This is a genomic window from Mucilaginibacter defluvii (assembly GCF_039543225.1).
Taxonomy (GTDB): domain Bacteria; phylum Bacteroidota; class Bacteroidia; order Sphingobacteriales; family Sphingobacteriaceae; genus Mucilaginibacter; species Mucilaginibacter defluvii.
The window spans coordinates 1,875,767-1,901,802 of the sequence record NZ_BAABJI010000002.1 but is presented as its reverse complement, the minus strand read 5'-3'; the positions used below and the strand labels follow the sequence as shown (position 1 = coordinate 1,901,802).

Genomic DNA, 26,036 nt, shown 5'->3' with positions numbered 1-26,036 from the left:
AGTGATCATCGATAAACATGCGTTTGTGCAATTTTACTTCAACCTTTCTAAAACACCTCTGCGCTTTACAATGTTCTTATAATCCCACTGTATATCGCGCGCTTTGCTGAGCCAGCGTTGCAGCGCTTCGGTATCAATTTGTGATGCCGATGTGTACCGCGCTTCAGCGGCTTTAAATTTGCCTTCGCTTTGCAAACCGGCTTCCTCAAATGTTTGTCCGCTCCAAAACAGCAGCCGTACACCGCCTTTCAGCTTGCTGTAACCTACCACAGGATTGCCATCCAAAAACCAAACAGGATGCGCATGCCAGATCTTTGATTCGGCTTCGGGCAAATTATCCGAGATGGTATTAGCCAGCAAGTTGCACAAATCACGGTCAGCAGGTGCCTGCAGGTTGTTATAATCCTGTATTTGTTGCGGAATAGCCATTTGCTTTTCAGGTTTAACGAGATAGTAAATCTACCCATGACACCAATAAAAAGCAAATGGCCTGTTTTATATGTGTTTATTGCAGGTCATCATCCGGCAGGTGGTCATCATCATCTTCGTCTATCTCATCCCAATCATTATCCCGGCGGATGCGGCTGATCTCATTTTCCGACTCGATCAGGTCGTCAAATTGTTCATCTTCTTCATCATCCCAATCGCCCTCATAATTGTCGTTACCGCCGGGGGTGAGTATCATGGTGTTGATGATAATGCCGGTAACCGGCTTCTGGCTATTTTTTACGGTTGTTTGTGTTTGCATGGTTTAAAATACTATAACACAAACATGCAAAATTGGCTCAAGATTTTTTACAGTACTTCGATGCCTTTAATTTCTTTTACTTTGTAATAACCTTTGGCTGCGGGCACGTACGCTTCAACCTCTTCGGATGTAATGATTATTTTTTTGCCTGTGAATTTCGCAGCCGCGCCGGTCATGAATTTTTCAGACCCCGGGAATTGCCTCAACCATAAAAATGATTGCTCACCACTGGCGGTTGATATTACGATGTAATTAAAGCCTTTAACATCAATTCGTTTAAATGTACCCGCTGTGGTCTTTAAACCGGTTTCCTGATTTAATTGCTGGCCGGCCATGATGGTTGATATCCTGATAAAACCCGGACATTTTTGCTTCATCATGTTAATGCCGATTGATTGTCCTAACTTATTCATAGCCTGTTGATCAGAAGGGTCAACACCTCTTTCAGCTGCTATTTCCATCATTTGATCTGCATGCGATGCAAAGGCCGTCATAAATAGCTCGGTAGCTTGTTGCTTTGTTTTAACATTGCTTAAATCCAGTTTGTTGAGCTTATCGCATAACGAGTCGATGAGTTTTTGCTCGGTGGGCGTAACTGCCGATGTAGTGGTTTGAGCAGAGGCGGTAAATACTAAGGCCGATAAAATCAGCAGCAGGGGTAAAATTTTTTTCATTCAATTAAAAGTTCAGGTTGTAAATTCCTTGTGTGCCGCAAATATATAACAAGCAGCTTAAACTAATATTAACTTATTGAATATTTGAACAATTGAAAAAAACTTATTACTTTTGCAGCCCCGTTAATAGCGGGTAAATAACAAATTAACAAACAAATGCAACAGTACGAAACCGTAGTAATTCTTACCCCGTTGCTGTCAGAAGAAGTAGCGAAAGAGGCGATTGCCAAATTCACTAAGATCTTAATCGACGGCGGAGCCGAAATTGTCCAGGAGGATAATTGGGGTTTGAAAAAATTAGCGTACCCTATTCAAAAGAAAACAACAGGGTATTATCACTTAACTGAATACAAGGCTCCGGGTGATTTAATCAACAAATTGGAAATTGAATTCAGACGTGATGAGCGCGTTATGCGTTTTCTGACGATTGCATTGGACAAACACGCCATTGCTTACAACGAGAAGAAACGTAGCGGTGCTTTCAACCAAAAGAAAACTAAAACAGAGGAGGCAGCAGGCTAATGGCAAACGATCAGATTAAATACGTTACCGCTCCGAAAGTGGAGGATAACCGTAAAAAATACTGCCGTTTTAAAAAGAACGGTATCAAGTATATCGATTACAAGGATGCTAACTTCCTTTTAAAATTTGTTAACGATCAGGGTAAAGTATTACCTCGCCGTTTAACAGGTACTTCATTAAAGTTTCAGCGTAAAGTAGCCCAGGCTGTAAAGCGTGCGCGCCACATCGGTTTGTTACCTTACGTTACAGATTCACTTAAATAATCAGGAGGTAAGAAGTAATGGAACTTATTTTAAAACAAGATGTAAAAAACCTTGGCGATAAAGACGACGTAGTGAGCGTTAAGCCGGGTTATGGCCGTAACTACCTTATCCCAAAGGGTTATGCTATATTAGCAACTGTATCTGCACGTAAGGTTTTAGCTGAAAACCTGAAACAAGCGCAGTTCAAACAAGAAAAAATCCGCAAAGATGCTGACGCGATTGCTGCAAGGTTGGAAAGTGTAAAACTTACCATCGGCGCTAAAGCCGGCGAAACCGGAAAAATTTTCGGTGCCATCAACACTATCCAGATTGCTGATGCATTGAAAAAAGAAGGCTTCGAGGTTGACCGTCGTCGTATCACTTTCGATCAGGAACCAAAAGTAATTGGCGAATATGTAGCCAACGTTAACCTGCACAAAGAGGTTAAGGTAAAAGTTCCTTTCGAGGTAGTAGCTGAATAACGTAACTTCGGAATTCGGAATTTCGATTTCGGATTTTGATAACTGATATTAGCGTAGACAAATGAACTACATTTCGAGATCGAAAATTCGAACTTCGAAATAAAAATAAAAGGGTGTTTGGTATTGTACCGGGCACCCTTTGTTTTGTAATTTGCTTTTTTTATGAAGCGTAAAGGGATAGTTAAAAATAGTATAGTAAGGCTTTTATTACGGATAGTTAAGCTGGCCCTGATATTTTTTGTTGGCGCGAGCTTGTTTGGCGTGTTGTTATTCAGATTCATCAATCCGCCTTTTACCTGGCTGATGATTGAGCGCGGCTTTGAGCGCAAAGCCGCAGGCAAGGATTGGAAGATAGACAAGGACTGGAAGGATGTTGACGAAATATCCAACAATATGAAGCGCGCCGCCGTGGCTGCCGAGGATCAATTATTTTTGGAGCATCACGGGTTTGATTTTCATGCCATAGAAAAAGCTATTAATAAAAACATGCACAGCAAAAAGCTGATGGGTGGAAGTACCATAACCCAGCAAACCGCTAAGAATGTGTTTTTATGGCAAGGCAGGTCGTTATTGCGTAAAGGGCTCGAGGCCTGGTTTACCATACTTATTGAGGCCTTTTGGAGTAAAGAACGCATTATGGAGGTTTACCTCAACGTAATTGAAATGGGCGACGGTATTTATGGTGCCGAAGCCGCCGCGCAGGCTTACTTTAACAAACCGGCATCAAAACTTACGCAAAGGCAGGCAGCGGCTATAGCTTCTATTTTTCCGAGTCCGCTAAAATGGTCGGCCACTAAACCAAGCAGGTATGTAAGGCACCGCCAGTTTTTAATACGTAAAAATATGCGCAGGCTGGGGCCTTTGAGTTTTTAAGCAGTAAGTACCTGCTTAAACTCATTGATAGCCTTGTTACGCGCTATAATATACAAGCCATGTATAAACAACCTAAAAGCCACGGCCCCGAATATCAACAGCGCGAATGGCAATGGCGAAAACACATAGGTTGCCTTTAACAGATCAGGCAGTACAGCTACAGCGCTTATTACCACCATCCATATAACTACCAGCCATATAAATATGCGTTGGGTGCGGGTTTCAATATCAATATGGGTATTGTTTTTGCCGTTGCCGCGGCTTAGTTTACCACGCAGGGTGCAGGCCACGCCAATGGCTGACGATGACATAATGTAAAACTCATCTGTTTCAACAGTACCGATAAACGTTTTGTCTGTTTTTTCAGATGTCAGCCGATCTTTAATAAGGGTATTCTTGCTGATCCTTTGCCTTACATCAGTAACTGACAGGTTTGATGTAAAGTGAAACGTATTTCGTCCGAATGCCATGTGTAAAAAGTACCCTATTTTTGGTATTTCCAGTTGCGTTGCTTGCCTTCGCTTATCCATTCCATAGCCTGTTCAAGGCGCTTTTGCAGGGTGGCTTCGGTTTTGGCTTCGGTAAACCAGGAGATATATTCCTTTTTTGACGACGGGCTGAATTTTTCAAACACGGCCATAGCCTGCGGATTTTGCGTAAGTAGTTGCATAAAATAAGCAGGCGTTTCAACCGGGGCAGAAGTTTTGGATATTACAGGCTTTTTAACCGTGGGTTTCTTTTCCTCCTGCTCCTGCGCGTTAATGGCAACCATTTCGGCAATATATTCAATCAGTATCTCATCGGCTGGAAGATCGGCCAGACGCGTGATCTTGCCAAAGCTGCCTGCGCCGCTGCCCTCTTCTTCGTGCAATACCTTATGAGGGTCGCTCAACCGGCTGCTTTTCCAAAAGCCAAAGGCGCAGTGGTTTTTAAATGCGGCTATATAACAAACGGGGCCGTTGCATTCAAAAAATGGCATACTCCACTTGGTGGTTTCTGCAATTTCAGGTACCGTACGATGTGCCAGATCGCGTAGGTGCATCAATATGGGTTTTGCAAAATCGGCAGCCTTATCAATATAGGCATCTATACGGGGATCGTAGGTTGGCATGGAAGTGTGGTGATTGGATTTAGTTAGAGATTAGTTGAACATTATGCAAGTTACTAATCACTATTTAAAATTCACAAATGCCATTCACCATTCACCAATCAACCAAATACCCGCGCATGCCAGCTATCTTTAAACGGCACTTCCCATTTGGTGTTAAGTTCAGCTACGTTTTGGGCGAGGTTATTAAAAACTATCGTATCGGTGGTAATATCACCTTGTTTAATCAGTTCCTCAAACTCATTCCGGTTGGCCGAAAGTATTTCACCGCCGCTGCGGTAAGCCATATTAAAGCGGTCGAACAGATTGATGTTATACTGCCGCTCAAGCTGCTGCATAAAACGTACCGATTTATCAATGGAGCAGCCGCTGGCGCCCGCCGCTTCTTCGTCAACAATCAATATTAAAAACCGGTTATAACGCACCTCAGCCGTAGCTTTCAGTTGGTTGTTATGCGCCGTCCAGATGTTGGTAAATTCTGTTAAACTTTTTTGAATATCAATCGTTTCAGCATCAGATAATTGCCTGTTCGACTGGTATATCCACACTCTTGAATGTTCAGGAAACTGCATGTGCAAAGTTATTAATTTGTTAATTTAGATACCGGATTTTGTTGTCATGTTAAAACCACATCTGCCCGGCGCGGTAAAGTATATTGTAACAGGCGTTTTGCTGCTGGCCAGCACAGTTAATTACGGTTTTGATCCGGATGTTTCTGAGCTCAAAATGCTTGGCTGGGGCAACAAGTGCCTTACACAATGTTTTGATGCTGACGCTACCGGAAAGCTGAAGAAGTGGGAGCTTACCCTTAACGCTAACGCGTTCATCCGCTTACGCCGAACCTATCAAAACGGTAAACTCGAATACTTCTCTTTTCAATTGCAGCGCCTGGATGATATGGATTACCTTGGGACGGTAAACGCCGGCACAATAAAGCTGCGCACCACAGACGCCGATATTATTGTACAAACGTATAATGACCGTAAAGGCGGGGATGTTGACAGCATGGCATCTGTATTATCAATCCCTGTGAAAAATATGGAACCCGAGAAGCTGGACAGCCTGCGCAACGTTTTGCTTTATTTTAAGAACCGGAATATGTAAGTACTTACGTAAGTGGTAACTCAAAACTGAAGGTAGTACCCTCACCAACTTCACTATTAACCCAGATGCGGCCCTTATGGTAACGCAGTATCTCAGCGCATAAGTAAAGACCAATCCCAAAGCCGGCGATAGTTTTGGTATGCGGACTGCTTACCCGGTAAAAGCGGTCAAAAAGGCGCTCCATATCGGCAGGCTTAATACCGATACCTTTGTCCTTAACCGATACCAATACGGTATTGTCCTGCAGTTTACAGTTAATTGAGATATTGCTGCCCCGCGGCGAATATTTGGTAGCGTTGCTAATTAGGTTATTAAGTACCTGGCCTATCTTTTCGCGATCAGCCTTAATGCTTACCTGGCAATCGTGTTCTAATACTATATGATGCGAGTCAAGTGTAATAGCGGCTTCTTCAATGGCCTCTTTAATTAAATTATTGAGGTTGAATTCTTCAATGTCGAGATTTATTTTGCCCGACTCCAGCCTCGCCACGTCAAGAAAGCCCTTAATAAGCGTATTCATCTTATTTACCTGCAGCAATGATTTATCGAGGGCGCCGGCGGTAAAGTTATCATTGTTTTTAACCGCCCGGGCTTGCAATACTTGCGTATAGGCTTTAAGTGAGGTGAGCGGCGTTTTCAGCTCATGGCTAACCATCGCAATGAAGTCGTTTTTGCGCTGCTCGTCCTCTTTTTTATCGGTAATATCAATCACAATGCCCATAAAACGCTGCGGGATATCGTGCTCGTCAAAAAACACCTTGCCTTTGGCGCCTACCCATCTTGTTTTTCCGTCCTCAAAGCCAATAGTGCGGTATTCCACATCATAGTTGCCGTTGCTGGCCGATCTGTTGTACGAGTGCTTAATAACTTCCTTTACCCGCTCGCGATCGTCGGGGTGCAGGCCCGCCAAAAAATGATCGTCATAAGTAACGGTATCATTATGGGATATACCGAACAATGCCCTGCACCGGCTATCCCAGTCAAGCGTGTTGTTAACAATATCCACATCAAAAGTTCCCAACTGGGCTGCTTCCGCCGCTAGCCGGCTCCGTTCCTGTTCATGAAGCATTCGCCGCCTGGAGTGAACCCTTTCCGTAATGTCACTCACGGTTACCAATATGGCTTCAACATTTCCGCCGGCATCAAACAACGGGTCGTAACTAAAATCGAGGTGATACTTCACAATGGTACCGTCAGGCATACCTACATCTGCCGTGGTTTCGTCCATCCCAAAAGGCTGCCCCGTGTCAAATACCTGCTGGAGCATATCCGGAAAAGGCTGGCCTATCAGTTCAGGGAATATTTCAAGCAGGCGTTTGCCTTTAACCTGGTCAATATTCCGGTTCCATATGGTTAAAACGTTCTGGTTGGCAATTTCGATGATCAGTTCCCTGCCTTTCAAAATGGTCATCCCTATTGGCGAGGTCATCACCATGCGGTTAAGGCGGTGCTCACTTTTTTCTATCTCCCTGCGCGCGTTAATTTGCTCGGTAACCTCGGTAGCAACTACCATTACGCTCATGGTATTGCCGCTGCCATCCTTTAAAGGATGATATACAAAGTTAAAATAGCCATGTTCCAGCTTTCCGTTGCGCACTAATGACGCCCTGGTTTCGCTGCCATAAAAGGGTATACCACTGGTGTAAACGTCATCCAGCAACTGTAAAAACGGTTGCCCCTCAAGTTCAGGCAACGCTATGTTTAGTGGCTTATCAATTACGCTATCGTCCTTGCCCCAAATTTCGAGTATGTAAGCGTTAGCCGTATCAATTATCAGGTCGCGGCCGTCAAGTACGGCAATGGCCACGGGCGCCTGTTGTACCATGCCCCTAAACCAGGCTTCATTTTCTGTGAGGGTTTGATTTAAAAGTTGCAGGTTATCGTATGATTCCTTTAACTCTTCGTTGGTGGCAAGTAACTCCTCGTTTGACGCAGAGAGCTCCTCATTTATAGCGGCGAGTTCATCCGTTAGCTCTTTTTCACGTTGTTGCGCGGCGCTCATTTGCTGCGCGTGCAAAACGTCGTCCGTTACGTCAAACGCGGTATGCAAAATGCACTGCATTTCACCGGTGGGATGTTTAATGGCGCGATATTCAAAATCGAAATAAAAAGTATTCAGGTCTCCGTCAACCAGCAGTTCGGCGCGGGCGCCGTTATCTACATATGTGTTGCCGGTTAGCCAAACATCACGTAAAATATCTAAAAATGGCTGGCCGCGTAGTTCGGGGACGGCATCAGCGAGTTTTTGGCCTATCACACCGCGGTCTTTACCCCAAAAGCTGATCATGGCGTCGTTAGCAAATTCAATTACTGCATTTTGAGTAGTGTAAATTGCTGTAGCGTTTCGTGATAAGCAGAGTACATCCAGCAGCTGTTGGCTGTTCATTGGTGAATAATGATTGAGGGGCTAATATATAAAAATTGAACAGCTTGCCGGCGTTGTGCTGTTTAAAATAATCAGGCGGTAAACTTGTTAACCAGGCTGATCAGCTCGTTCACATCAAACGGTTTCATCAGGAATGCGTCGGCCATGCCGGCCTCGGCAATTTGTTTAACGTTACTAACCGCCGATATAATAATTACGGGTATATGGCTTGTTGCCGGGTTGCTTTTAAGCTCCTTGCTAAGCTGTTGCCCGTTGGCATCACTTTTCCATTCGGTAAGCCAGTTATCAAGCAAAATAATGTCGGGCTTTTCAGTATCTACTGATTTCAGCAGTTTTGAACTTTCAGAAGAACGCACCTCAAAGCCTTCTTCTTCAAGCACGTAAACAATAGTTTCGCGAATGTCGCGGTCGTCCTCAATCACAAATACCTTTTTAGCCATGGTTTAGAGCAGTAAATACCTCAATTAATTTACAGGCTCACGTGGCCTGCTATTGTTTAATTACTGCTTATAACAATTGATACAGGTCTTTTTGTTTTAGGTTGCGATACAAAAAACAGCGATTAACTGAAATAACAGTTGCGGCAGCGTGGTTCGTAATGGTCGGTTTCGCCGAGCATAATTTTTTCTTCGTTGGGCGCCAGCCGGTAGGAGAATGATGCGGGGTTGCCGCACTTAACACAAACAGCATGCAGTTTGGTGACAGACTCGGCAACGGCCATCATTGCAGGTATCGGGCCAAAGGGGCGGCCTTTAAAATCCATATCAAGCCCGGCAACAATAACCCTTACACCTTTGTTGGCCAGTGTGTTGCAAACCTCAACCAGGTCGGCGTCAAAAAACTGGGCTTCATCAATAGCTACCACCTGCTCGTTATTGTAAAACAGCAATATGGAAGCTGAATTATCGATAGATACGCATGGGAAACTTTGCATGTTGTGCGATACGACGGCGTTTTCATCATACCGGGTATCAGTTTTAGGTTTAAATATCTGCACGCTTAGTTTGGCTATGCGAGCGCGGTTTAAACGGCGCATCAGCTCCTCGGTTTTGCCCGAAAACATTGACCCGCAGATTACCTCGATACTTCCGCCTTTTTCGTTTGTGCGCTTGAAAATTTCCTCGTTAAACACGCTTTTTGACCGTTAATTTGGAAACTAATATCAGTATTTAATGTTATTTTTGATAGATAATATTATAACAAGCTATGAAGCAACAGGATGTATTTAACAAGATAGGCGCCATATTAAACGAACTTACTGAACAATATGATTACCTGAAAAAAGATACATCACAACTTAATGAGCTTGAACTGGAACTGTTTGTGGCCAATGCCCATTTTTTAATGGACCATGCCGATATACTCCGCAAAATTAACGCGCAGACAACCATTATAACACATACCCCTGCCTTGCCGCAACCGGAGCCCGTTAAAGTAAAAATTGAACATGTGGTTGAAGTGCCGCTTCCTGATTTTGTTGAACCGGATACGCAGGGGCAGCAGGAAGAAGAGCCTGTTAAAGCAGATGTACAGCCTGAAGCGCCGGCTATAGCAGATACGCCGGCGGAACCGGAAGAAGTTGCTGAGCCGGTTTTTGAAGATAAGCCTGAACCTGCGCAACCCGTTTTTGAACGCCCGTTGATTGAAAAACCGGCAGAAGTGCACGAGCAAAAGTTTTTTGAGCCAGTGGTGCAACAGCTACGCCCGGTGGTTACTAACGAGTTGAAAGATACTCCTAAAGCGGTTGAATATGTAGAGGAGGAAGAAGGGACCCAATCCGACGACCATACAACGATAGATGCGGACGGTACCATACGCCACGAACTGGTGATTGATGATGCCGATAACTGGGAAGATGAAGAACAAGCAATAGAAGAGCCGGAACTGTTTGAGGAAGATGAAGTGATTGAAGTAGAAGCAGATAAGCCTGAACCCGAGCCTGAAGAACCTGCTTACATTGCTGAACTGCCTACAGAGCCTGTTACCGTTGAACTGGCACCTTTAAAAACCGTTAAAGAGGAGTTGCCACCCGTTGTGATAGCGCAAACCATTGCGGTTGACGATAAAAAGGACGAACAGGTATTCACCATAAACCAGCGTATATCAGTACAAATGGCGGATAAGGGTACATCGACTGCTCCGCCAATCAGCGACCTGAAATCGGCCATTACATTGAATGATAAATTGCTTTACGTGCAGGATCTATTTAACGGCTATAGCCTGGCTTACAGCGAAGCTATTGATATACTGAACCGCTTTAACAGCTTTGCCGAGGCCGAGCGCTTTTTAACAGCCAACTACGTAACCAAAAATAACTGGCAAAGCAAATCCGCCACCGCCGAAAAGTTTTATAACCTGCTTAAAAGACGGTACGCGTAAATACAAAAACAAACTAAACCTACACATTAAACAAATGAAAAAAATTGCATTATTTCTCTTCGGAATTATTACTGTTGTATTGATCGGTTGCAGCGGCTCGGAAGATTACCGAGGCGACTGGAAGGGAATGACACCCGGTGGCGAAAAGGTACAGATTACTTTTGAAGCCAAAAAGTTTACCATTAAGGATAGTACACAAAAAGCTAAAACATACGAATACACCCAAAACTCCGTAAGCATAAAAAACGGCGTTAAAACTTATGGTATAAAGCTTGGCGACGGCCGCGGTTACCGCGTTCATTTCCCCGCGTCAGGTAATGAAAGTATCGGGTTAATTTTAGCCGAAAGCGGAACAATCCTGTACTCCATAAGCCGCAAGGACTATATCAAGATTGACGATATCTACAGCTTGAAGTAAGTTTTATGCCGTTCCCGGTTGACGTAATTTATGATCGGCGTTTAAAGTCAATAGTTACTGACGATAATGCGGAAAGTATATTGAGTTACATCAGGAAAAGCATTCTCGAAGATAAAGCGGATAACGTTTCTGTAGACGGTATGACGGTCATATACAGCGGGTCAGCTTCTAACTGGAGAGGATCGCTGTATGGCGGTATTGACGGGGGCAAATTCAGCTTAATTTATAGAGACGATGCTTGGTATCTGATTTACCACATCGGCTTACGGCAACTTTTTATCTTTTCTTCATTATTTTCGTTATGCGCGGCCGGGTTTATGTTTTTTAATAATGGGCCTTGGTGGGTTGGTATCATCGCATTTTTATGGTTAGGTGGCTTTAATTGGGTTATCAGTTATTTACGGCATGGATTTGTTGCGACAGATATTGCCGCCGGAATTGACAAGTTGATTTCCGGCGAACCAGATGAGCCTGAATCCGAAGTTGAAGATAAAATGACCGGCAAGCTCAAAAGCTGGTTTTAGTAAACAGCTGATTTAATAAGTATATCCCGTCCTGTTTGAATCCAGCTTAAGCAAAATAAACAGCAGCGCGGTAAAACTTATTAAGGATGATCCGCCGTAACTTATAAAGGGGAGCGGTATGCCGATAACCGGCATTAACCCGATGGTCATGGCGATATTGATAAGCACGTGGAAGAAGATGATCGACGCTACGCCGTAGCCGTAAATGCGCGAGAAGGCCATGTGCTGCCGCTCGGCGATGTGTATAACCCGCAACAGCAGGAACAGGTATAGCCCGATAACTATCAATGAACCCACAAAGCCCCATTCCTCGCCAACAGTACAAAAAATAAAGTCAGTACTTTGCTCGGGCACAAAAGAGTATTTGGTTTGCGTACCCTTCAGATAGCCTTTACCCCACAACTGTCCGGAACCGATGGCTATTTTTGATTGGGCAACATTATAGCCCGCTCCGCGCGGATCAAAGGTTATACCCAGCAATTCGTCGATACGGGCACGCTGGTGATCCTGCAATACATTGGTGTAAAGCGGTTTTACAGCTAATACGAAACCCAGCGAGCCGATTATCCATACCAACAGACCGAAAATAAACTTACGGTTGCGCAGGTTGAAGAATACCAGCAATGCCCCGATAATGGCTATAGCAGCCACCAGCAGCCATTGGCTAACCAATAACGACAGGATGAACAATGTTGCCGTTAAGGCGATGATGATTAAAAAGTACGGCGACAAGCCTTCTCGATACAACACAAATATCAATGAGCAAAATACCAGTGTCGAACCCGTATCCGGCTGCAGCATAATCAGGGCCATGGGGAGCAAGATGATGCCTGCTGATATAAAGAATGATTCGGTATCGGTAATTTTAATATTAGTACCGCTTAGATATTTGGCCAACAACAAAACGGTTGCCAGTTTAGCGAACTCTGACGGCTGGAGCCTGAACCCTCCGCCAAGCGGAATCCACGCCTGGTTACCGCCCACATTACGGCCAATAACCAATACCAGTATAAGCAGCAATACCGTTACAATATAGATAGGTGGTGCCAACGCGCTGAAAAAGCGATAATCAAGCAGCAAAATAATCATGGCCACTACCAGCGATACCATGATGAAGATGAACTGCTTACCATAGTTTGTATCGGTATCAAAAAGGCTACGATTGGTTTCATCATAAACAGCCGCATGGATATTAAACCAGCCAATGGTGCACAGGCACAGGTAAATCAGTATGGTTACCCAATCAATATTACGGAAAAAGCCACGCTCGTTACTGCTCATCTTCTCTCCTTATCGCCTGGTTGGCATAGTAAACTGCCGGTGCTTGTTTTTTAGTTTTACGCTTAGCGGCTTTTAATACCGGTTGCGGTTTTTCGGCGCTGTCGGCTTTACCTTTTTTAAGGGTATCAACCTTAGCAGGCTTTGCCTCTTTTGCCTTACTGCCTTTTGGCGGAGGTAGCAGGTTAGCGTTCACAATGTATTCAACCTGGGCTTTTGGCTTGGTAATGGTATCGCGCAAATATTGTTCAACCATGTAGCTGGCAATAGGCGCCGCCCATGATGAACCGTAACCAGCGTTTTCAACCACCACGGCTATGGCTATCTTGGGCGTATCTCTTGGTGCAAAGGCAACAAATATAGAGTGGTTTTTACCGTGGGGGTTTTGTACCGTACCGGTTTTACCGCACATAATAATGCCCGGTATACGTGCCGCCGCGGCCGTGCCATGGTCAACCACCTGTTGCATGCCATCTATCACCGGCTCAAAGTATTGCTCGTCAACACCAACATAATTACGCTCCGTGTATTCTTTCTTGATCACGTCCTTATCGCCAATAGCTTTAATAAGATGCGGGCGATAGTAATAGCCCCGGTTAGCAATGGTACATTCAATATTTGCCAGCTGCAGGGGGGTAGCCAGTAATTCGCCCTGCCCGATTGCCAGCGATATAATAGAACTTGAACGCCAGCGGTTTTCGCCAAATATCTTATCGTAACGTTCGGGCGCCGGTACGTTACCCTTTTTTTCGTTAGGCAGATCGACGTTCAGCTTAACACCAAAACCGAACTTGTTAACCTTGGCCTTCCAGTCGATAAAGGTTTGGCGGGTACGTTTAGCGCCGTTACGGCTAATCAGCTTGTCGAACACGTTACAGAAATAGGTATTGCATGACATGGCAATAGCTTTACGCAGATCCGTAACGCCGTCAAAGTGCTCGCAACCCACCCGGTGGTTACCCGCCATATAATAATGCGGGCAAAAGAAGGTAGTCTGCGGGTTGATCATGCCTTCCTGCAAGGCGATCAAACCGTCCAAAGGTTTGAATGATGAACCCGGCGGATAGTAGGCCTGTATCGGGCGTATCAACAATGGATTATACGGATCCTGGTACATGCGCGCCATGTTGTTGCCGCGCTCGCGGCCTACCATCATGTTCGGGTCGTAGGTTGGGCTGCTCACAAACGCCAGTATCTCCCCGGTTGAGGGCTCGATGGCTACAATGCTGCCCACCTTATTGCGCATCAGCTTTTCACCAAGTTTTTGAATATCGATATCTAATGATGATATAAGCCTTTCGCCGGCTACGGCGGCGGTATCATAAGCGCCGTTGGCATATTTACCTTTTGGTACATTGCGCGAATCTACCATCTGGTTTTCAACACCACGCTGACCCCGCAGTACCTCTTCGTAAGCTTTTTCAACACCGGTTACGCCAATGTAATCGCCCAAACGATAGTAGCCGCCGGATTTTTCGATGTCCTTATCGCGCACCTCGCCGGTATAACCTAAAAATTGCGCAGCTACGGAATCCGGGTAACTGCGTACCGAGCGAAGTTGGCCGTAAAATCCGGGAAAATCGGAAAGTTTCTCCTGTAGCGACCGGTACAGCGAAACCGACATTTGTTTTTCAAACGTTGATGCCAGGTATAACGAATAGCTTTTTGCCTTGTTAAACCGTTTGTCAAAACCTTCTTTATCAATGCCTATCAGCTTACAAAACTCAAGCGTATCAAAAGGTTTTACCTGCTTGGGTATTACCATCAAATCGTAAACCGGTTCGTTTTGTACCAGTATGTGGCCATTACGGTCGAGGATTGGCCCCCGGGCAGGGAAAAGTATTTTTTTACGGATTACGTTATTATTGGCAAAGTAAAGGTAGCGGTCGTCAATAAGCTGAATATAAAATAAACGGCCAAGTAGTATAACCATAAAGGTTATAAATATCGCCGCTATAACATACCTGCGCTCAAAAAAACTATTGTTCATTTACGCCCTTTTCTTCCTGAAAAATAATAAACCCGTAATCAACATCAAAAATACTGTAAATACAGAACTCATTAAAAACCGGGTTAGTGTGTACTCCATCTCCGAGAGGCGAAATACTTCTAAATTAAACAGTAAAAAATGATGTACAAGCGTGAGTATTAACGAGTAGGTGAAAAACCACCTGAAGCCCATGCTGCTCAACGTAGGCTCAGGCTCGTTATCAAAGCCATCTTTTTGTACCGTTATGCTGATAAACAGCACACGTACAAATGCAATTAAAACCGTTGCCGCAGCATGCAACCCCGGTGTATCATAAAAAGCATCAATACTTAAACCCATTAAAAAAGCCAGCGGGAAAAGTATAATGTTTGGCGTTTCAAACGGCAGCAGCATTACAAACAGGATGTACGGGTAGGGTACAGACAGATCATAAACCGTAACGTTCTTCAATAAAAACGCCTGTATAAATACCAGCAATACAAAGCGCAAAAAATTGGCGAATAATACCCTACTCATCAGTTTTTTGTAGGGCCTCCAGTCCCTGCTGCTCCTGCGCAAATTTATTGTTGATCACATATACGTATTCTAATTTGCTAAAATCAACCGATAGTTTCACTTCCATATTCAGAAAAAAACCGCCTGTTTTTGGTTTGAGGTTGCTCACCCTGCCCAGCGGAATACCTATGGGGAAAAGTGAATGCTGATCGGTAACTACGGTATCGCCCAAATGTGGTTGCGCGCTGTTGGCAACATCATACAGCAAGCCCTTGTGCGGATCCATATCTTCAGCCCACATAAATGAGCCGCCCTCTTTGGAGTTGGCCAGCATCGCACTAATGCGGGTGTCCTTATGTAACAGCGAACGTATCACCGAAAAATGCGGCGATGCCTGCATAACAATACCTACCACGCCACCATCCGCAATTACACCCATACCTTTGGCAATGCCGTTAAGGCTGCCTTTATTTATAGTGATGTAATTCATGCGTTTGTTTACCGAGTTATTGATAACGCGGGCCTCAATGTAAGTGTATTGTTGCTTGTAAACCGTATCGTTTATTTTTTTGCGGCCGGCGGTATCTACATATAATGATGACATCAGCTGGTTACGCAGCAAGGCGTTTTGATGGGCCAGACTATCGTTTATCTCTTTAAGCTTCAGGTAATCATTCACGTTATTGATGTTTCGGTACAGGTTGCCCGTAACCTCATTACTTGTGTTAATGAATGATGCCCGCTGAAAGTTATTGTAATTGATGAAAATAAACAGTGCAATACCCTCAAATATCAGGAACAGGAAAAATGCGCTATACTTAGTGATAAATATCAGCAGGTTACGCATGTGGTGAGTGGTGAGTAGTGAATGATGAAAAATAGAAGGCGAATGGTAAACAACTCACTGCTCACCATTCGCCGCTCACTAAATTATTGCATTAAAAACTTAAAGTTGCCTATGTTTTTAAGGGCGGTACCGGTGCCGCGAACTACGGCACGCAGCGGATCTTCGGCCACGTGAACCGGCAGCTTGGTTTTGGCAGCTACACGTTTGTCTAAACCGCGCAGTAACGCGCCACCACCTGTAAGGTAAATTCCGGTTTGATAAATATCGGCCGAAAGCTCAGGAGGGGTGATTTCCAATGCTTTCAAAATAGCTTCTTCAATTTTAGAGATCGACTTATCAAGACAGTGCGCTATCTCGGTATACGATACCATGATCTGCTTAGGCACACCGGTCATCAGGTCACGACCTTGTACGGCGAAGTCGCCCGGAGGGTCGGTCAGTTCAGGCAATGCCGCGCCAACCTCTATCTTGATCTTTTCGGCAGTACGCTCACCAATCATGATATTGTGCTGACGGCGGATATACTGTACAATATCAGCATCAAAATTATCACCGGCCACACGGATAGACTGATCGCAAACTATACCTGAAAGGGCGATAACCGCGATCTCGGTAGTACCACCACCTATATCGATGATCATGTTACCCATAGGCTCCTCCACATCAATACCGATACCTACGGCGGCTGCCATTGGCTCGTGTATCAGGTAAACCTCTTTGGCACCGGCACGCTCGGCTGATTGATGCACGGCACGTTTCTCCACCTCGGTAATGCCCGATGGTATACAGATAACCATACGCAGCGACGGGAAAAACCAGCCTTTGCCTGAGTTGATCATCTTGATCATACCGCGTATCATGTACTCTGCAGCATCAAAATCCGCAATTACACCATCCTTTAGCGGACGTATAGTGCGTATATTATCGTGGGTTTTGCCTTCCATTTGCATGGCCTGGCGCCCAATGGCTATAACCTTGTTGGTTTTACGGTCAAAAGCTACTATTGATGGTTCATCAACAACAACCTTATCATTATGTATGATCAGCGTATTCGCTGTACCTAAATCTATCGCTATCTCTTGGGTAAAAAAGTTAAACAGGCCCATTTGCTCTTTTCTTCAAATAATTTGCTGATTATAAAACTACACTAATTTAGTTGTAGTTTAAAGCGTCAAATTATAATGATTATTGTGTTACGTTAATTAATGTTTAAAGTGGCGTACACCTGTGGTAACCATTGAAATGTTTTTCTGGTTAGCCATGTCTATTGAGTCCTGATCTTTTATTGAACCACCGGGTTGCAGCACCGCTGTAATGCCTGCTTCGGCAGCCAGCTCCACACAATCCGGGAAGGGGAAAAAAGCATCTGATGCCATTACCGCACCGTTCAAATCAAAGCCAAAGCTGTTGGCTTTAAGCACCGCCTGCCTCAGCGAGTCAACCCTTGAGGTTTGACCCACGCCGCTTGCCATCAACTGGTTGTTTTTAGCAAACACAATGGTGTTTGATTTAGTATGCTTTACAATTTTATTTGCAAAGTACAGGTCTTTCAGTTCCTGCTCGGTTGGCTTACGGTTAGTAACCGCGTTCATTTGCTCAGGGCCTTCAATAACGGCATCCTTATCCTGCTCAATCACACCGTTAAGCAGTGTCTTAAACTGTTTAACAGGCAGCTCGGTACGCTGGCGAACCAGTATAATGCGGTTCTTTTTTGATTGCAGTATGCTTACAGCTTCATCAGTATAAGCAGGCGCTATCAATACTTCATAAAATATCTTGCTGATCTCCTCAGCAGTGGCTGCGTCAATTTCATCATTAGCAATAATGACACCACCAAAGGCCGATACCGGATCGCAGGCCAGGGCATCAATCCACGCTTCTTTAATAAATGAGCGGGTAGCTACGCCACAGGCATTGGTATGTTTTAATATGGCAATGGTAGGCTCCGTAAATTCATCTATCAGGGCAACGGCGGCATCAACATCAACCAGGTTGTTGTATGATAATTCTTTGCCGTGCAGTTTAGTGAACATGGCATCAAGATTACCGTAGAAGGTGCCCTGCTGATGCGGGTTTTCGCCATAACGCAGCACCTGGCTGCTTTGTATGCTTTGTTTGAATACCGGCAGCGGATCTTCCTCATTAAAATAGTTGAAGATAGCGGTATCATAGTGCGATGATATGTTGAACGCGTTGCGGGCAAAAGCACGGCGCTGATCAATATTGGTTTGTCCGTCCTGTGTTTTCAGGATGTTCTCTAAGGTGCCGTAGTCATCTTTTGACGCAACGATAACCACATCCTTGAAGTTTTTGGCCGCGGCGCGTATCAATGATATACCACCGATATCTATCTTCTCGATCACATCCTCTTGCCCGGCGCCTGATTGTACAGTTTCTTCAAACGGGTACAGGTCAACAATTACCAGGTCAATTTGCGGAATGTCGTACTGGGCAAGCTGCTGTTCATCGCTTTCAAAGCTGCGGCGGGCTAAAATGCCGCCAAATACCTTCGGGTGAAGGGTTTTTACCCGGCCACCCAGGATGGATGGGTAGGAGGTAAGGTCTTCAACAGCTACTACGTTAACACCAAGGTTACGGATAAAACTTTCGGTACCGCCGGTTGAATAAATGGTTACCCCAAGCCTGTTCAACTCGTGAATTATAGGCTCAAGATTATCCTTGTAATAAACTGAAATTAAAGCGTTTTTTATTTGAACGGGATTGCTCATGTACTACTGCGAATTTTAAGCCGCAAAGGTAGTGATTAGCAGCCTTAATTAGGTTATCCGGTTAAACAAAAATTAAATCAGTATTAAAAAGTTTTAGTAATTTAGTGTCATGACCACTGTAATCATAAAATCTGATTCGGAAACCAAAACCGATCTGCTGATAAAACTTGCTAAAGAACTGGGTTTGGAAGCTGAAGAGCAACCCGATTTTGTTGAACTTGATGCAAAAGCTTTAGCCTTTGGTATTGGTCGCCGTGCAACCAATGCAGAGTGGGAGCATTATTTTGAGAAGCACAAAGACGAAAAATTCATTGATATTGATGAGGCTTTTTCTAAATATTCAGACGACGATAAATAGGTATTAGTGTTTTGAAGGCAATAATTTCTGAGAGGGCTTTAAGTACTATTGATAGTATCGCAAAGTTTGTTGAATCTCAAAATACAAAAGGAAGTGGTGCCCGTTATGCCCTTAAGTTTAAAGAAGCGATTAAAAAGTTAGCTGTACCAAATGTGAATTATACTTTATGCAATCACAAAGTATTTCTGAAAAGTGATTATTCCTGCAGTCATTTTAATGATTGGGTAATTGCTTTTAAAATAGATGACGACAGATTGGTTGTGCATGAAATAGTGCATGGCTCATTACTGACATAAAAGCTCAATATTCACCACTCCTAACTCCCGAAATCAGCTCTTCATCTTTCTCAGCAAATTCTCAACCACACGCGGAAAATGGTGATGTTCCAGTTGCTGGCCTTTAAATTTTACGATCTCGAGGGTATCGCCCGGTTCAATTTTAAAACGGGATTGATGAATTACCTCACCCTCGTCAAAATGCTCGTTCACAAAGTGGATAGTAATGCCTGATTCTTCTTCGCCTGCGGCCAGGATGGCTTTATGAACATTATCGCCATACATACCTTTACCGCCATATTTGGGCAGCAGGGCAGGGTGCAGGTTGATGATTTTATTAGGGAATGCTTTTAACAGCGATTGCGGTACCAGCCATAAAAAACCGGCAAGCACTATAATATCAATATTAAGGTTTTTTAGCAGGCGTATAACATCGTCGGTTTCGTAAAACTCGTGGCGGGTAAAAACATGTGAGGGTACCTCGAAGTTATCGGCACGTTGCAGCACATAAGCCTGTGGATTGTTGGTGAGTATAATGGCCACTTCGGCGTCGTTATGCCGTTTAAAATGCTCCATTATTTTTTGAGCATTTGAACCTGATCCGGAGGCGAAAATAGCTATACGTTTTTTCAAAGTGCAGATTATTTAGTGCTACAATATGTTCAAATATAAAATTTTGAACATATGTTTGCTATCATTAGTTATTTCTTTGGCGTATAAAGCTGTATTGTACCACCCGGCGTGGCCGGTTAGGCTGGTTGGTCTCCTGGAAATCGCCGGTTTGCAGTACCATAGAGTATTGCCCCAGGTTTACAATTTTGGTGTTGGTAAAAGGGCGTAAACTGCCCGAAGCTGTTGAACCGGTATCATTAGCCGCCGTATCAACCAAAATATCTGACAGCAGGTACAGCCTGTCGCGGGATAATGACCAGTTGCCCGTGGGCGCCTGATCCAAGCAGTCGTAATTGCTGTACGTACAGGTATTATCGTCGTTAAACCTAAGTATCTGTTTTTTATCGCAATTGGTATTAAGCGTATCCGTTTCGTCAAGCGTGGTACCTACGTAATTAAACACTTGTAATGATGCAAGCTCCCAAGGCCCGGCGGTAAACAGGTTGCGTATATTGGTCGGGTCATCTTTTTTGCACGAGTTATACAAGCAAATGGTGATGAATGCTGCAATAAATAATAGGGATTGTCGCTTCATTTGTAATTATGCGTTCAAAAGTAACAAATTATTGTGGTAAGCGGTTATCGTAGCTGCTACCTCTGCAACAACGTAAATATTACTTTTCCATTATCATGGGCAAAACATAAGCCTGTACTTTTGTTTTGTTTTATAAAATACCACCACTATTATGATAGCAACTAAAGCTTACGCTGCAAAGGCAGCAAGTGCACCACTGGCTCCCTTTCAGTTAGAACGGAAAGATGTAGGGCCTAACGATATCCAGATCGAGATACAATACTGCGGTGTTTGTCACTCCGATATTCACCAGGTGCGCGACGAATGGGGCGGATCAATATTCCCGATGGTACCCGGCCACGAAATAGTGGGCAAAGTGATTAAAGTTGGCGATGCTGTTACCAAATTCAAGGTAGGCGAAACGGCTGGCATCGGTTGCTTTGTTGATTCGTGTCGCCATTGCCCAAGCTGTGAGGCAGGTGAGGAGCAGTATTGCGATAATCACCTTTCGTTTACCTATAATGGTACTTACAAGGATGGTGCCCCAACATACGGCGGTTATTCGGACCAGATTGTGGTTGATGAAAGTTATGCCCTGCATATATCCGACAAGTTACCTTTGGAAGGTGTTGCGCCATTACTTTGCGCAGGTATCACCACCTACTCACCGTTGATGACCTGGAAAATTGGCAAAGGCCATAAAGTTGCCGTTGTTGGTTTAGGCGGCCTGGGCCACATGGGCGTTAAGTTCGCCGCATCATTAGGTGCCGAGGTTACTGTGTTGAGTACGTCCGCCTCAAAAAAGGATGACGCGTTGAAACTGGGTGCGCATCACTTTGTGGTTACCAAGGATGAGGAGCAGGTTAAAGCCGTTGCTGGTACGTTCGACTTTATTCTGAACACCATTTCGGCACAGCACGAGTATGATTTTTATTTGCAGATGCTGAAGCTTGATGGTACTATGGTGCTGGTAGGCATTCCGCCGGAAGCACCGCAGGTATCAGCCTTCAACCTCATCAGCAAGCGCCGTCGCATAGCAGGCAGCATGATCGGCGGCATCAAAGAAACACAGGAAATGCTCGACTACTGCGCCGAGCAGGGTATCGTGTCTGACGTGGAAGTGATCAACATTGATTACATTAACGAGGCTTATGAACGTATGCTTAAAAACGACGTGCGTTACCGTTTCGTAATTGATATGGAAAGCCTGAAATAAGCGGTAAACTGCTACAAAACAAAAAATGCCTCATTGATTACATGAGGCATTTTTGTTTTGTAGCGACCATGGTCAATGGTCCATGAACTCAATTACTCCATCAAATGCGCAAACTTATCCCAAAAGCCGTCCTTTGGTAGCGGGGCTTTTATTTCGACGGGCTCATTTTTTACGGGGTGGATAAATTGCAGTTTGCGGGCATGCAGGCTGATACTTCTGCGCAGGCTGCCGCGCGGATAGCCGTATTTATTGTCGCCCACAATCGGGCAATTCAGGGTGGATAGCTGTACCCGTATCTGGTGCGGGCGGCCGGTTATGGGGTTTACCTCGATCAGGTAATAGCCGTTGGCCTCGCCGGCCAGGCGGTAATGCAGTTCAGAACGCATACTGCCCGGTACCTCATGCCCGTGGGCTTTGGTAACATTCTTTTGTTGGTTTTTTACCAGCCAGTGTACCAGGTCGCCATACTCGGGCTCCGGCTTGTTACGCACCACGGCATAATAGGTTTTGCGTATCTGGCGAGTTTTAAAAAGGTTGTTCATTCTGTCCAGAGCCTTGCTGGTTTTGGCGAACAGGATAACGCCGCTCACCGGCCTGTCCAGCCTGTGTACCACGCCTAAAAAAGCGCCGTTAAGTTTGTTATATTTTTGGGCGATGTATTTTTTTACCTTCTCATCCAGCGGCTCATCACCGGTTTCATCAACCTGCACAATGTCACCCGCGCGTTTGTTAACGGCAATCAGGTGATTATCCTCATATAAAATATCGTTATCGGTAATAGGTTCGCTCATATCACTTTAAACAGCGATTAATTAAATATGTTGGCATAGTCGCCATGTTGTCTCAAACAATAAATAAATTAAAACCAATTCACCAATCACTGCTCACCGCTCACTAATACTGTTCCTTCTCATTCGGGAAATCTGCTGATTTTACGTCGGCCACATAGTTTTTAATGGCGTCGTTCATCACATCGTACAAACTGGCATACTGACGTAAAAAGCGGGGTTTAAAACCTTTGTTAATACCCAGCATGTCATGTATCACCAGCACCTGGCCATCGCAATGCTGGCCTGCGCCAATGCCAATAGTCGGTATGCTCAGGCTTTCGGTAACTTCTTCGGCCAACAATGCGGGTATTTTTTCGAGCACCACCCCAAAACAGCCAAGTTCCTGTAGTTTGGCGGCATCCTCGCGCAGTTTTTGCGCTTCGGCCTCTTCTTTCGCCCGTACAGTATAGGTGCCGAATTTGTATATCGATTGCGGCGTAAGGCCCAAATGCCCCATAACAGGTATGCCAGCGGCTAATATGCGGGTAACTGATTCGGCTATTTCAATGCCGCCTTCAATTTTTACCGCATGAGCGCCTGCTTCCTTCATGATACGTATGGCGGAGTTCAGCGCTTCTTTAGAGTTGCCCTGGTAGGAGCCAAAAGGCAGGTCCACCACCACAAGCGCACGCTTTGCCGCGCGTACTACCGATGCGGCATGATAGATCATCTGGTCAAGCGTAATAGGCAGAGTGGTTTCATGCCCCGCCATTACGTTGGAGGCCGAATCGCCTACCAGTATGATATCCACCCCGGCATCATCAACAATAGTGGCCAATGAGTAGTCGTAAGCGGTAAGCATGGACACTTTTTCGCCCCTGATCTTCATCTCCTGTACGGTGCGGGTGGTTACGCGTTTTATCTCTTTATTAACAGACATGAGTTTGCTGATTTTGAGGCAAAGGTATATAAATGTACAGCGCTTTTTGTACACGGAATGCAATGTTAAGGCAAATAGCTAATTGCATGGCAGTTGGCCGTGATTAACACGGTGTTAACATGCCATTATTCAATTATTAAAAAATGCAAAAACATACTTTAAAATTACACTGCTTTGCCCTATCTTTGCGGCGTGAAAATGGAAGTGCCTTACTTCAATCTTTCTTTAAGTTTCATCGGCGCGTCGCACCAGGCAAACCGGGTTTTTAAATCATTTAATTTATTTTATAATGACCAACTACACCAAATTACCGGCTGTATTATTACTGGCTGACGGTACAGTTTTTCGTGGCAAAGCAGCCGGAAAGATCGGAACCACCACCGGCGAGATCTGTTTTAACACCGGTATGACCGGCTACCAGGAAATTTTTACCGATCCATCTTATTTCGGACAAATTATGGTAACCACCAACGCCCACATAGGTAACTATGGCATCAGCGGCGAGGAGGTTGAATCAGAAAGAATACAGATTGCTGGTTTGGTTTGTAAAAATTACAACATTGCCTACAGCCGCAAGCAGGCCGACGAGTCTATCCAGGATTATTTCCAGGAGCAGAACATAGTAGGCATATCTGACATTGATACCCGCCAATTGGTGCGCCACATCCGTGATAAAGGCGCCATGAACGCCATTATATCATCAGAGATACTGGATGTTGAGGAGTTGAAAGCCAAATTAGCTCAGGTACCATCGATGGATGGCTTGGAGCTGTCATCACAGGTATCAACTACCGAAACTTATACCTTTGGTAAGGAAGATGCGCCTTACCGCGTTGCCGTGCTTGACCTGGGTGTTAAAAAGAATATCCTGCGCAACTTTGCCGACCGTGATGTGTATGCCAAGGTTTACCCGGCCAAAACATCTTTTGAAGAAATGGAAAAGGACTTCGCGCCAACCGGTTACTTCATCTCAAACGGCCCCGGCGATCCGGCAGCGATGCCTTATGCGGTTGAAACTGTTAAAGAAATATTAGCGGCTGATAAACCTATGTTCGGCATCTGCCTTGGCCACCAGTTACTGGCTTTGGCAAATGATATCCCGACCAAAAAAATGTTCAATGGTCACCGTGGCTTAAACCACCCGGTGAAAAACATTATTAAAGATCATTGCGAGGTTACCTCACAAAACCATGGCTTTGGCGTGGTGCAGGAAGCTGTACGTTCGTCAGACAAAGTGGAGATAACCCACGTTAACCTGAACGATCAATCAATAGAAGGCATTCGTGTAAAAGATAAAAAGGCGTTTTCGGTGCAATATCACCCGGAATCATCACCTGGTCCGCACGATTCACGTTACCTGTTTGATGATTTTATCGAGTTAATGAAATAAGTATCTAAAGCAAAATATATAGCGGCCGGTTAATTACCGGCCGCTTTTTTTATGCCTTGATTTTTTCATTCCGGAATTTTCACCGCCAAAACTACCGCGTTTACCGAGTAGTTACCTTACGCCACCCAATTGGGGTTTGCCTGTTATAAATGTTATAGTAGTTTTATACCATCAAATAATTGTAGAGAAAACTAACATGAGCAATAATATAGAATACAAAAAAGGACCACGTAACGGCAAGGCCATCGCCGGCGTGATCTTGCTGGTGCTGGGTGTAGGGATGCTCATCCAACAACTAAATATAGTTTTATTCCCAAGTTGGCTAATTAGCTGGCCGCTGTGGTGTTTAATAGTACCGGGCCTTTACATTGGTACCCGCAGTAATTTTCAAAAGGCGAGCTGGTTTATACTGGTAGGTCTGGGTTTAGCCTTTATGGCCGATGAAGCGTTGGATAGTTACAACATTAATGGCGATGGCGTTATATGGCCCGTAGCATTTATTGTATTTGGTATTTGGATGATACTGCGCCGCAACAACAAGCATGATGCCGTCCAGTGGGACAAATTTAATAACGGAAGCAACAAGCAACCATTAAATTTTGGAACGTCATCATCATCAACGCCGCCGCCGTTTACGCCGGATCCGGTGGTTGATTATCGTATAACACCTGAACCTGAGCAGCCTATTACCGCCGATCCGCCTAAAGCAGAAGCGCCTAATGAACCCTTTACCGTAAAAGGCAGTGTTTTTAGCGACGATATACTGGATGCTACAGCTGTTTTTGGCGGAGTAGACAAGATCGTCCTGTCAAAAAATTTTAAAGGTGGCGAGATCGTGAACATTTTTGGCGGCAGCGCGATAGACCTTACCAAGGCCGACATTCAAGGCCACGTAATGATTGAGGTAACCCAGGTTTTTGGGGGCACTAAATTGATCGTTCCGCCGCACTGGCATGTAATATCTGATGTATCGGCCATATTTGCCGGCGTTGATGATAAGCGTATGCGCCACACCACTACCATAACCAATGATAAAGTGTTGATAGTTAAAGGCGTGAGCATTTTTGCAGGCATCGAGATACGTAGCTACTAAAGACACTTA

General features: G+C 44.7%; 32 protein-coding genes. 13 read left to right on the top strand and 19 right to left on the bottom strand.

Going from position 1 to position 26,036, the window contains the following annotated elements; translation table 11 throughout:
• Nucleotides 1-33 precede the first annotated feature (33 nt).
• The 3 genes from ABD960_RS14690 to ABD960_RS14680 form a co-directional block, all read right to left on the bottom strand.
• Entirely contained in the window at nt 34-429 is a 396-nt protein-coding gene (locus ABD960_RS14690; RefSeq protein ID WP_345331904.1) for a DUF1801 domain-containing protein, read from the bottom strand.
• A gap of 76 nt (nt 430-505) precedes the next feature.
• Entirely contained in the window at nt 506-748 is a 243-nt protein-coding gene (locus ABD960_RS14685; protein WP_345331903.1) for a hypothetical protein, read from the bottom strand.
• Nucleotides 749-795: 47 nt separating this feature from the next.
• Nucleotides 796-1,422 carry a hypothetical protein gene (locus ABD960_RS14680; protein ID WP_345331902.1) on the bottom strand — a complete coding sequence of 209 codons (627 nt, stop codon included), beginning with the start codon at nt 1,420-1,422 and terminating at the stop codon, nt 796-798.
• A gap of 156 nt (nt 1,423-1,578) precedes the next feature.
• Here ABD960_RS14680 and rpsF point away from each other — a divergent pair, with 156 nt between their 5' ends.
• The 4 genes from rpsF to mtgA all read left to right on the top strand — a co-directional run bounded on the left by rpsF (nt 1,579) and on the right by mtgA (nt 3,541).
• Entirely contained in the window at nt 1,579-1,944 is a 366-nt protein-coding gene (gene rpsF, locus ABD960_RS14675; RefSeq protein WP_345331901.1) for a 30S ribosomal protein S6, read from the top strand.
• Entirely contained in the window at nt 1,944-2,207 is a 264-nt protein-coding gene (rpsR, locus tag ABD960_RS14670) for a 30S ribosomal protein S18 (protein ID WP_095705209.1), read from the top strand. Before rpsF ends, rpsR begins: the two co-directional genes overlap by 1 nt.
• A gap of 17 nt (nt 2,208-2,224) precedes the next feature.
• Nucleotides 2,225-2,668, top strand: coding sequence for a 50S ribosomal protein L9 (rplI, locus tag ABD960_RS14665; RefSeq protein WP_345331900.1), 444 nt, complete (start codon nt 2,225-2,227; stop codon nt 2,666-2,668).
• 162 nt (nt 2,669-2,830) lie between these two features.
• Nucleotides 2,831-3,541 carry a monofunctional biosynthetic peptidoglycan transglycosylase gene (gene mtgA, locus ABD960_RS14660; RefSeq protein ID WP_345331899.1) on the top strand — a complete coding sequence of 237 codons (711 nt, stop codon included), beginning with the start codon at nt 2,831-2,833 and terminating at the stop codon, nt 3,539-3,541.
• On the opposite strand, the gene ABD960_RS14655 is transcribed toward mtgA, so the two are convergent.
• From ABD960_RS14655 to ABD960_RS14645, 3 genes are all read right to left on the bottom strand, one after another.
• Complete coding sequence (locus tag ABD960_RS14655) at nt 3,538-4,011, bottom strand: hypothetical protein (protein ID WP_345331898.1); 474 nt, start codon at nt 4,009-4,011, stop codon at nt 3,538-3,540. The two genes, mtgA and ABD960_RS14655, sit on opposite strands and share 4 nt — an antisense overlap.
• Before the next feature lie 14 nt (nt 4,012-4,025).
• Nucleotides 4,026-4,652 (bottom strand): YdeI/OmpD-associated family protein, encoded by a 627-nt coding sequence (locus tag ABD960_RS14650; RefSeq protein WP_345331897.1) that lies wholly within the window; start codon nt 4,650-4,652, stop codon nt 4,026-4,028.
• A 98-nt stretch (nt 4,653-4,750) separates the two neighbouring features.
• Entirely contained in the window at nt 4,751-5,221 is a 471-nt protein-coding gene (locus ABD960_RS14645) for an ABC transporter ATPase (RefSeq protein ID WP_345331896.1), read from the bottom strand.
• A gap of 46 nt (nt 5,222-5,267) precedes the next feature.
• On the opposite strand from ABD960_RS14645, the gene ABD960_RS14640 reads away from it, so the two are divergent.
• Nucleotides 5,268-5,753, top strand: coding sequence for a hypothetical protein (locus tag ABD960_RS14640; RefSeq protein WP_345331895.1), 486 nt, complete (start codon nt 5,268-5,270; stop codon nt 5,751-5,753).
• 4 nt (nt 5,754-5,757) lie between these two features.
• Here the strand turns inward: ABD960_RS14640 and ABD960_RS14635 are convergent, their stop codons facing one another.
• The 3 genes from ABD960_RS14635 to ABD960_RS14625 form a co-directional block, all read right to left on the bottom strand.
• Complete coding sequence (locus ABD960_RS14635; RefSeq protein ID WP_345331894.1) at nt 5,758-8,139, bottom strand: ATP-binding protein; 2,382 nt, start codon at nt 8,137-8,139, stop codon at nt 5,758-5,760.
• A gap of 71 nt (nt 8,140-8,210) precedes the next feature.
• Complete coding sequence (locus tag ABD960_RS14630; RefSeq protein ID WP_345331893.1) at nt 8,211-8,579, bottom strand: response regulator; 369 nt, start codon at nt 8,577-8,579, stop codon at nt 8,211-8,213.
• 122 nt (nt 8,580-8,701) lie between these two features.
• Entirely contained in the window at nt 8,702-9,271 is a 570-nt protein-coding gene (locus ABD960_RS14625; RefSeq protein WP_345331892.1) for a thymidine kinase, read from the bottom strand.
• Between the two features lie 74 nt (nt 9,272-9,345).
• Between ABD960_RS14625 and ABD960_RS14620 the strand changes: the two genes are divergently transcribed.
• The 3 genes from ABD960_RS14620 to ABD960_RS14610 are packed head-to-tail and all read left to right on the top strand — an operon-like array spanning nt 9,346 to nt 11,460.
• A complete protein-coding gene (locus ABD960_RS14620; RefSeq protein WP_345331891.1) occupies nt 9,346-10,518 on the top strand; it encodes a hypothetical protein in 1,173 nt (390 codons plus the stop codon).
• 34 nt (nt 10,519-10,552) lie between these two features.
• Nucleotides 10,553-10,936, top strand: coding sequence for a YxeA family protein (locus ABD960_RS14615; protein ID WP_345331890.1), 384 nt, complete (start codon nt 10,553-10,555; stop codon nt 10,934-10,936).
• Between the two features lie 5 nt (nt 10,937-10,941).
• Nucleotides 10,942-11,460, top strand: coding sequence for a hypothetical protein (locus ABD960_RS14610; RefSeq protein ID WP_345331889.1), 519 nt, complete (start codon nt 10,942-10,944; stop codon nt 11,458-11,460).
• 12 nt (nt 11,461-11,472) lie between these two features.
• On the opposite strand, the gene rodA is transcribed toward ABD960_RS14610, so the two are convergent.
• The 6 genes from rodA to purH all read right to left on the bottom strand — a co-directional run bounded on the left by rodA (nt 11,473) and on the right by purH (nt 18,799).
• Nucleotides 11,473-12,741, bottom strand: coding sequence for a rod shape-determining protein RodA (rodA, locus tag ABD960_RS14605; RefSeq protein ID WP_345331888.1), 1,269 nt, complete (start codon nt 12,739-12,741; stop codon nt 11,473-11,475).
• Nucleotides 12,731-14,728, bottom strand: a complete 1,998-nt coding sequence (mrdA, locus tag ABD960_RS14600; protein WP_345331887.1) for a penicillin-binding protein 2 — start codon at nt 14,726-14,728, stop codon at nt 12,731-12,733. Before mrdA ends, rodA begins: the two co-directional genes overlap by 11 nt.
• On the bottom strand, nt 14,729-15,244 hold the full coding sequence (locus tag ABD960_RS14595) for a rod shape-determining protein MreD (RefSeq protein WP_345331886.1): 516 nt from the start codon (nt 15,242-15,244) through the stop codon (nt 14,729-14,731).
• Complete coding sequence (mreC, locus tag ABD960_RS14590) at nt 15,237-16,070, bottom strand: rod shape-determining protein MreC (protein WP_345331885.1); 834 nt, start codon at nt 16,068-16,070, stop codon at nt 15,237-15,239. The genes ABD960_RS14595 and mreC overlap by 8 nt, the downstream gene beginning before the upstream one ends.
• Before the next feature lie 83 nt (nt 16,071-16,153).
• Entirely contained in the window at nt 16,154-17,176 is a 1,023-nt protein-coding gene (locus ABD960_RS14585; protein WP_194100907.1) for a rod shape-determining protein, read from the bottom strand.
• 96 nt (nt 17,177-17,272) lie between these two features.
• Entirely contained in the window at nt 17,273-18,799 is a 1,527-nt protein-coding gene (purH, locus tag ABD960_RS14580) for a bifunctional phosphoribosylaminoimidazolecarboxamide formyltransferase/IMP cyclohydrolase (protein ID WP_345331884.1), read from the bottom strand.
• Nucleotides 18,800-18,908: 109 nt separating this feature from the next.
• Between purH and ABD960_RS14575 the strand changes: the two genes are divergently transcribed.
• Both ABD960_RS14575 and ABD960_RS14570 read left to right on the top strand, forming a co-directional pair.
• Nucleotides 18,909-19,157: a hypothetical protein gene (locus tag ABD960_RS14575; RefSeq protein ID WP_345331883.1), complete on the top strand. Its 249-nt coding sequence runs from the start codon at nt 18,909-18,911 to the stop codon at nt 19,155-19,157.
• 11 nt (nt 19,158-19,168) lie between these two features.
• Nucleotides 19,169-19,453: a type II toxin-antitoxin system RelE/ParE family toxin gene (locus tag ABD960_RS14570; protein ID WP_345331882.1), complete on the top strand. Its 285-nt coding sequence runs from the start codon at nt 19,169-19,171 to the stop codon at nt 19,451-19,453.
• Between the two features lie 33 nt (nt 19,454-19,486).
• Here the strand turns inward: ABD960_RS14570 and purN are convergent, their stop codons facing one another.
• Nucleotides 19,487-20,065, bottom strand: a complete 579-nt coding sequence (gene purN, locus ABD960_RS14565; protein ID WP_345331881.1) for a phosphoribosylglycinamide formyltransferase — start codon at nt 20,063-20,065, stop codon at nt 19,487-19,489.
• A 64-nt stretch (nt 20,066-20,129) separates the two neighbouring features.
• The gene (locus ABD960_RS14560) at nt 20,130-20,639 is read right to left on the bottom strand and encodes a hypothetical protein (protein ID WP_345331880.1); all 510 of its coding nucleotides are present in this window, start codon (nt 20,637-20,639) and stop codon (nt 20,130-20,132) included.
• A 151-nt stretch (nt 20,640-20,790) separates the two neighbouring features.
• Here ABD960_RS14560 and ABD960_RS14555 point away from each other — a divergent pair, with 151 nt between their 5' ends.
• Nucleotides 20,791-21,834 (top strand): NAD(P)-dependent alcohol dehydrogenase, encoded by a 1,044-nt coding sequence (locus tag ABD960_RS14555; protein WP_345331879.1) that lies wholly within the window; start codon nt 20,791-20,793, stop codon nt 21,832-21,834.
• Between the two features lie 92 nt (nt 21,835-21,926).
• Here the strand turns inward: ABD960_RS14555 and ABD960_RS14550 are convergent, their stop codons facing one another.
• On the bottom strand, nt 21,927-22,625 hold the full coding sequence (locus ABD960_RS14550; protein WP_345331878.1) for an RluA family pseudouridine synthase: 699 nt from the start codon (nt 22,623-22,625) through the stop codon (nt 21,927-21,929).
• Nucleotides 22,626-22,728: 103 nt separating this feature from the next.
• The gene (gene panB / locus ABD960_RS14545) at nt 22,729-23,544 is read right to left on the bottom strand and encodes a 3-methyl-2-oxobutanoate hydroxymethyltransferase (protein ID WP_345331877.1); all 816 of its coding nucleotides are present in this window, start codon (nt 23,542-23,544) and stop codon (nt 22,729-22,731) included.
• A gap of 289 nt (nt 23,545-23,833) precedes the next feature.
• Between panB and carA the strand changes: the two genes are divergently transcribed.
• Nucleotides 23,834-24,934: a glutamine-hydrolyzing carbamoyl-phosphate synthase small subunit gene (gene carA / locus ABD960_RS14540; RefSeq protein WP_345331876.1), complete on the top strand. Its 1,101-nt coding sequence runs from the start codon at nt 23,834-23,836 to the stop codon at nt 24,932-24,934.
• A 196-nt stretch (nt 24,935-25,130) separates the two neighbouring features.
• The gene (locus tag ABD960_RS14535; protein ID WP_345331875.1) at nt 25,131-26,027 is read left to right on the top strand and encodes a LiaF transmembrane domain-containing protein; all 897 of its coding nucleotides are present in this window, start codon (nt 25,131-25,133) and stop codon (nt 26,025-26,027) included.
• Nucleotides 26,028-26,036: the final 9 nt, after the last annotated feature.

Coding starts and splice junctions, on each gene's coding strand:
- ABD960_RS14690 (WP_345331904.1), bottom strand. CDS start 429: ATGGCTATTCCGCAACAAATACAGGATTATAACAACCTGCAGGCACCT.
- ABD960_RS14685 (WP_345331903.1), bottom strand. CDS start 748: ATGCAAACACAAACAACCGTAAAAAATAGCCAGAAGCCGGTTACCGGC.
- ABD960_RS14680 (WP_345331902.1), bottom strand. CDS start 1,422: ATGAAAAAAATTTTACCCCTGCTGCTGATTTTATCGGCCTTAGTATTT.
- rpsF (WP_345331901.1), top strand. CDS start 1,579: ATGCAACAGTACGAAACCGTAGTAATTCTTACCCCGTTGCTGTCAGAA.
- rpsR (WP_095705209.1), top strand. CDS start 1,944: ATGGCAAACGATCAGATTAAATACGTTACCGCTCCGAAAGTGGAGGAT.
- rplI (WP_345331900.1), top strand. CDS start 2,225: ATGGAACTTATTTTAAAACAAGATGTAAAAAACCTTGGCGATAAAGAC.
- mtgA (WP_345331899.1), top strand. CDS start 2,831: ATGAAGCGTAAAGGGATAGTTAAAAATAGTATAGTAAGGCTTTTATTA.
- ABD960_RS14655 (WP_345331898.1), bottom strand. CDS start 4,011: ATGGCATTCGGACGAAATACGTTTCACTTTACATCAAACCTGTCAGTT.
- ABD960_RS14650 (WP_345331897.1), bottom strand. CDS start 4,652: ATGCCAACCTACGATCCCCGTATAGATGCCTATATTGATAAGGCTGCC.
- ABD960_RS14645 (WP_345331896.1), bottom strand. CDS start 5,221: ATGCAGTTTCCTGAACATTCAAGAGTGTGGATATACCAGTCGAACAGG.
- ABD960_RS14640 (WP_345331895.1), top strand. CDS start 5,268: ATGTTAAAACCACATCTGCCCGGCGCGGTAAAGTATATTGTAACAGGC.
- ABD960_RS14635 (WP_345331894.1), bottom strand. CDS start 8,139: ATGAACAGCCAACAGCTGCTGGATGTACTCTGCTTATCACGAAACGCT.
- ABD960_RS14630 (WP_345331893.1), bottom strand. CDS start 8,579: ATGGCTAAAAAGGTATTTGTGATTGAGGACGACCGCGACATTCGCGAA.
- ABD960_RS14620 (WP_345331891.1), top strand. CDS start 9,346: ATGAAGCAACAGGATGTATTTAACAAGATAGGCGCCATATTAAACGAA.
- ABD960_RS14615 (WP_345331890.1), top strand. CDS start 10,553: ATGAAAAAAATTGCATTATTTCTCTTCGGAATTATTACTGTTGTATTG.
- ABD960_RS14610 (WP_345331889.1), top strand. CDS start 10,942: ATGCCGTTCCCGGTTGACGTAATTTATGATCGGCGTTTAAAGTCAATA.
- rodA (WP_345331888.1), bottom strand. CDS start 12,741: ATGAGCAGTAACGAGCGTGGCTTTTTCCGTAATATTGATTGGGTAACC.
- mrdA (WP_345331887.1), bottom strand. CDS start 14,728: ATGAACAATAGTTTTTTTGAGCGCAGGTATGTTATAGCGGCGATATTT.
- ABD960_RS14595 (WP_345331886.1), bottom strand. CDS start 15,244: ATGAGTAGGGTATTATTCGCCAATTTTTTGCGCTTTGTATTGCTGGTA.
- mreC (WP_345331885.1), bottom strand. CDS start 16,070: ATGCGTAACCTGCTGATATTTATCACTAAGTATAGCGCATTTTTCCTG.
- ABD960_RS14585 (WP_194100907.1), bottom strand. CDS start 17,176: ATGGGCCTGTTTAACTTTTTTACCCAAGAGATAGCGATAGATTTAGGT.
- purH (WP_345331884.1), bottom strand. CDS start 18,799: ATGAGCAATCCCGTTCAAATAAAAAACGCTTTAATTTCAGTTTATTAC.
- ABD960_RS14575 (WP_345331883.1), top strand. CDS start 18,909: ATGACCACTGTAATCATAAAATCTGATTCGGAAACCAAAACCGATCTG.
- ABD960_RS14560 (WP_345331880.1), bottom strand. CDS start 20,639: ATGAAGCGACAATCCCTATTATTTATTGCAGCATTCATCACCATTTGC.
- ABD960_RS14555 (WP_345331879.1), top strand. CDS start 20,791: ATGATAGCAACTAAAGCTTACGCTGCAAAGGCAGCAAGTGCACCACTG.
- ABD960_RS14550 (WP_345331878.1), bottom strand. CDS start 22,625: ATGAGCGAACCTATTACCGATAACGATATTTTATATGAGGATAATCAC.
- panB (WP_345331877.1), bottom strand. CDS start 23,544: ATGTCTGTTAATAAAGAGATAAAACGCGTAACCACCCGCACCGTACAG.
- carA (WP_345331876.1), top strand. CDS start 23,834: ATGACCAACTACACCAAATTACCGGCTGTATTATTACTGGCTGACGGT.
- ABD960_RS14535 (WP_345331875.1), top strand. CDS start 25,131: ATGAGCAATAATATAGAATACAAAAAAGGACCACGTAACGGCAAGGCC.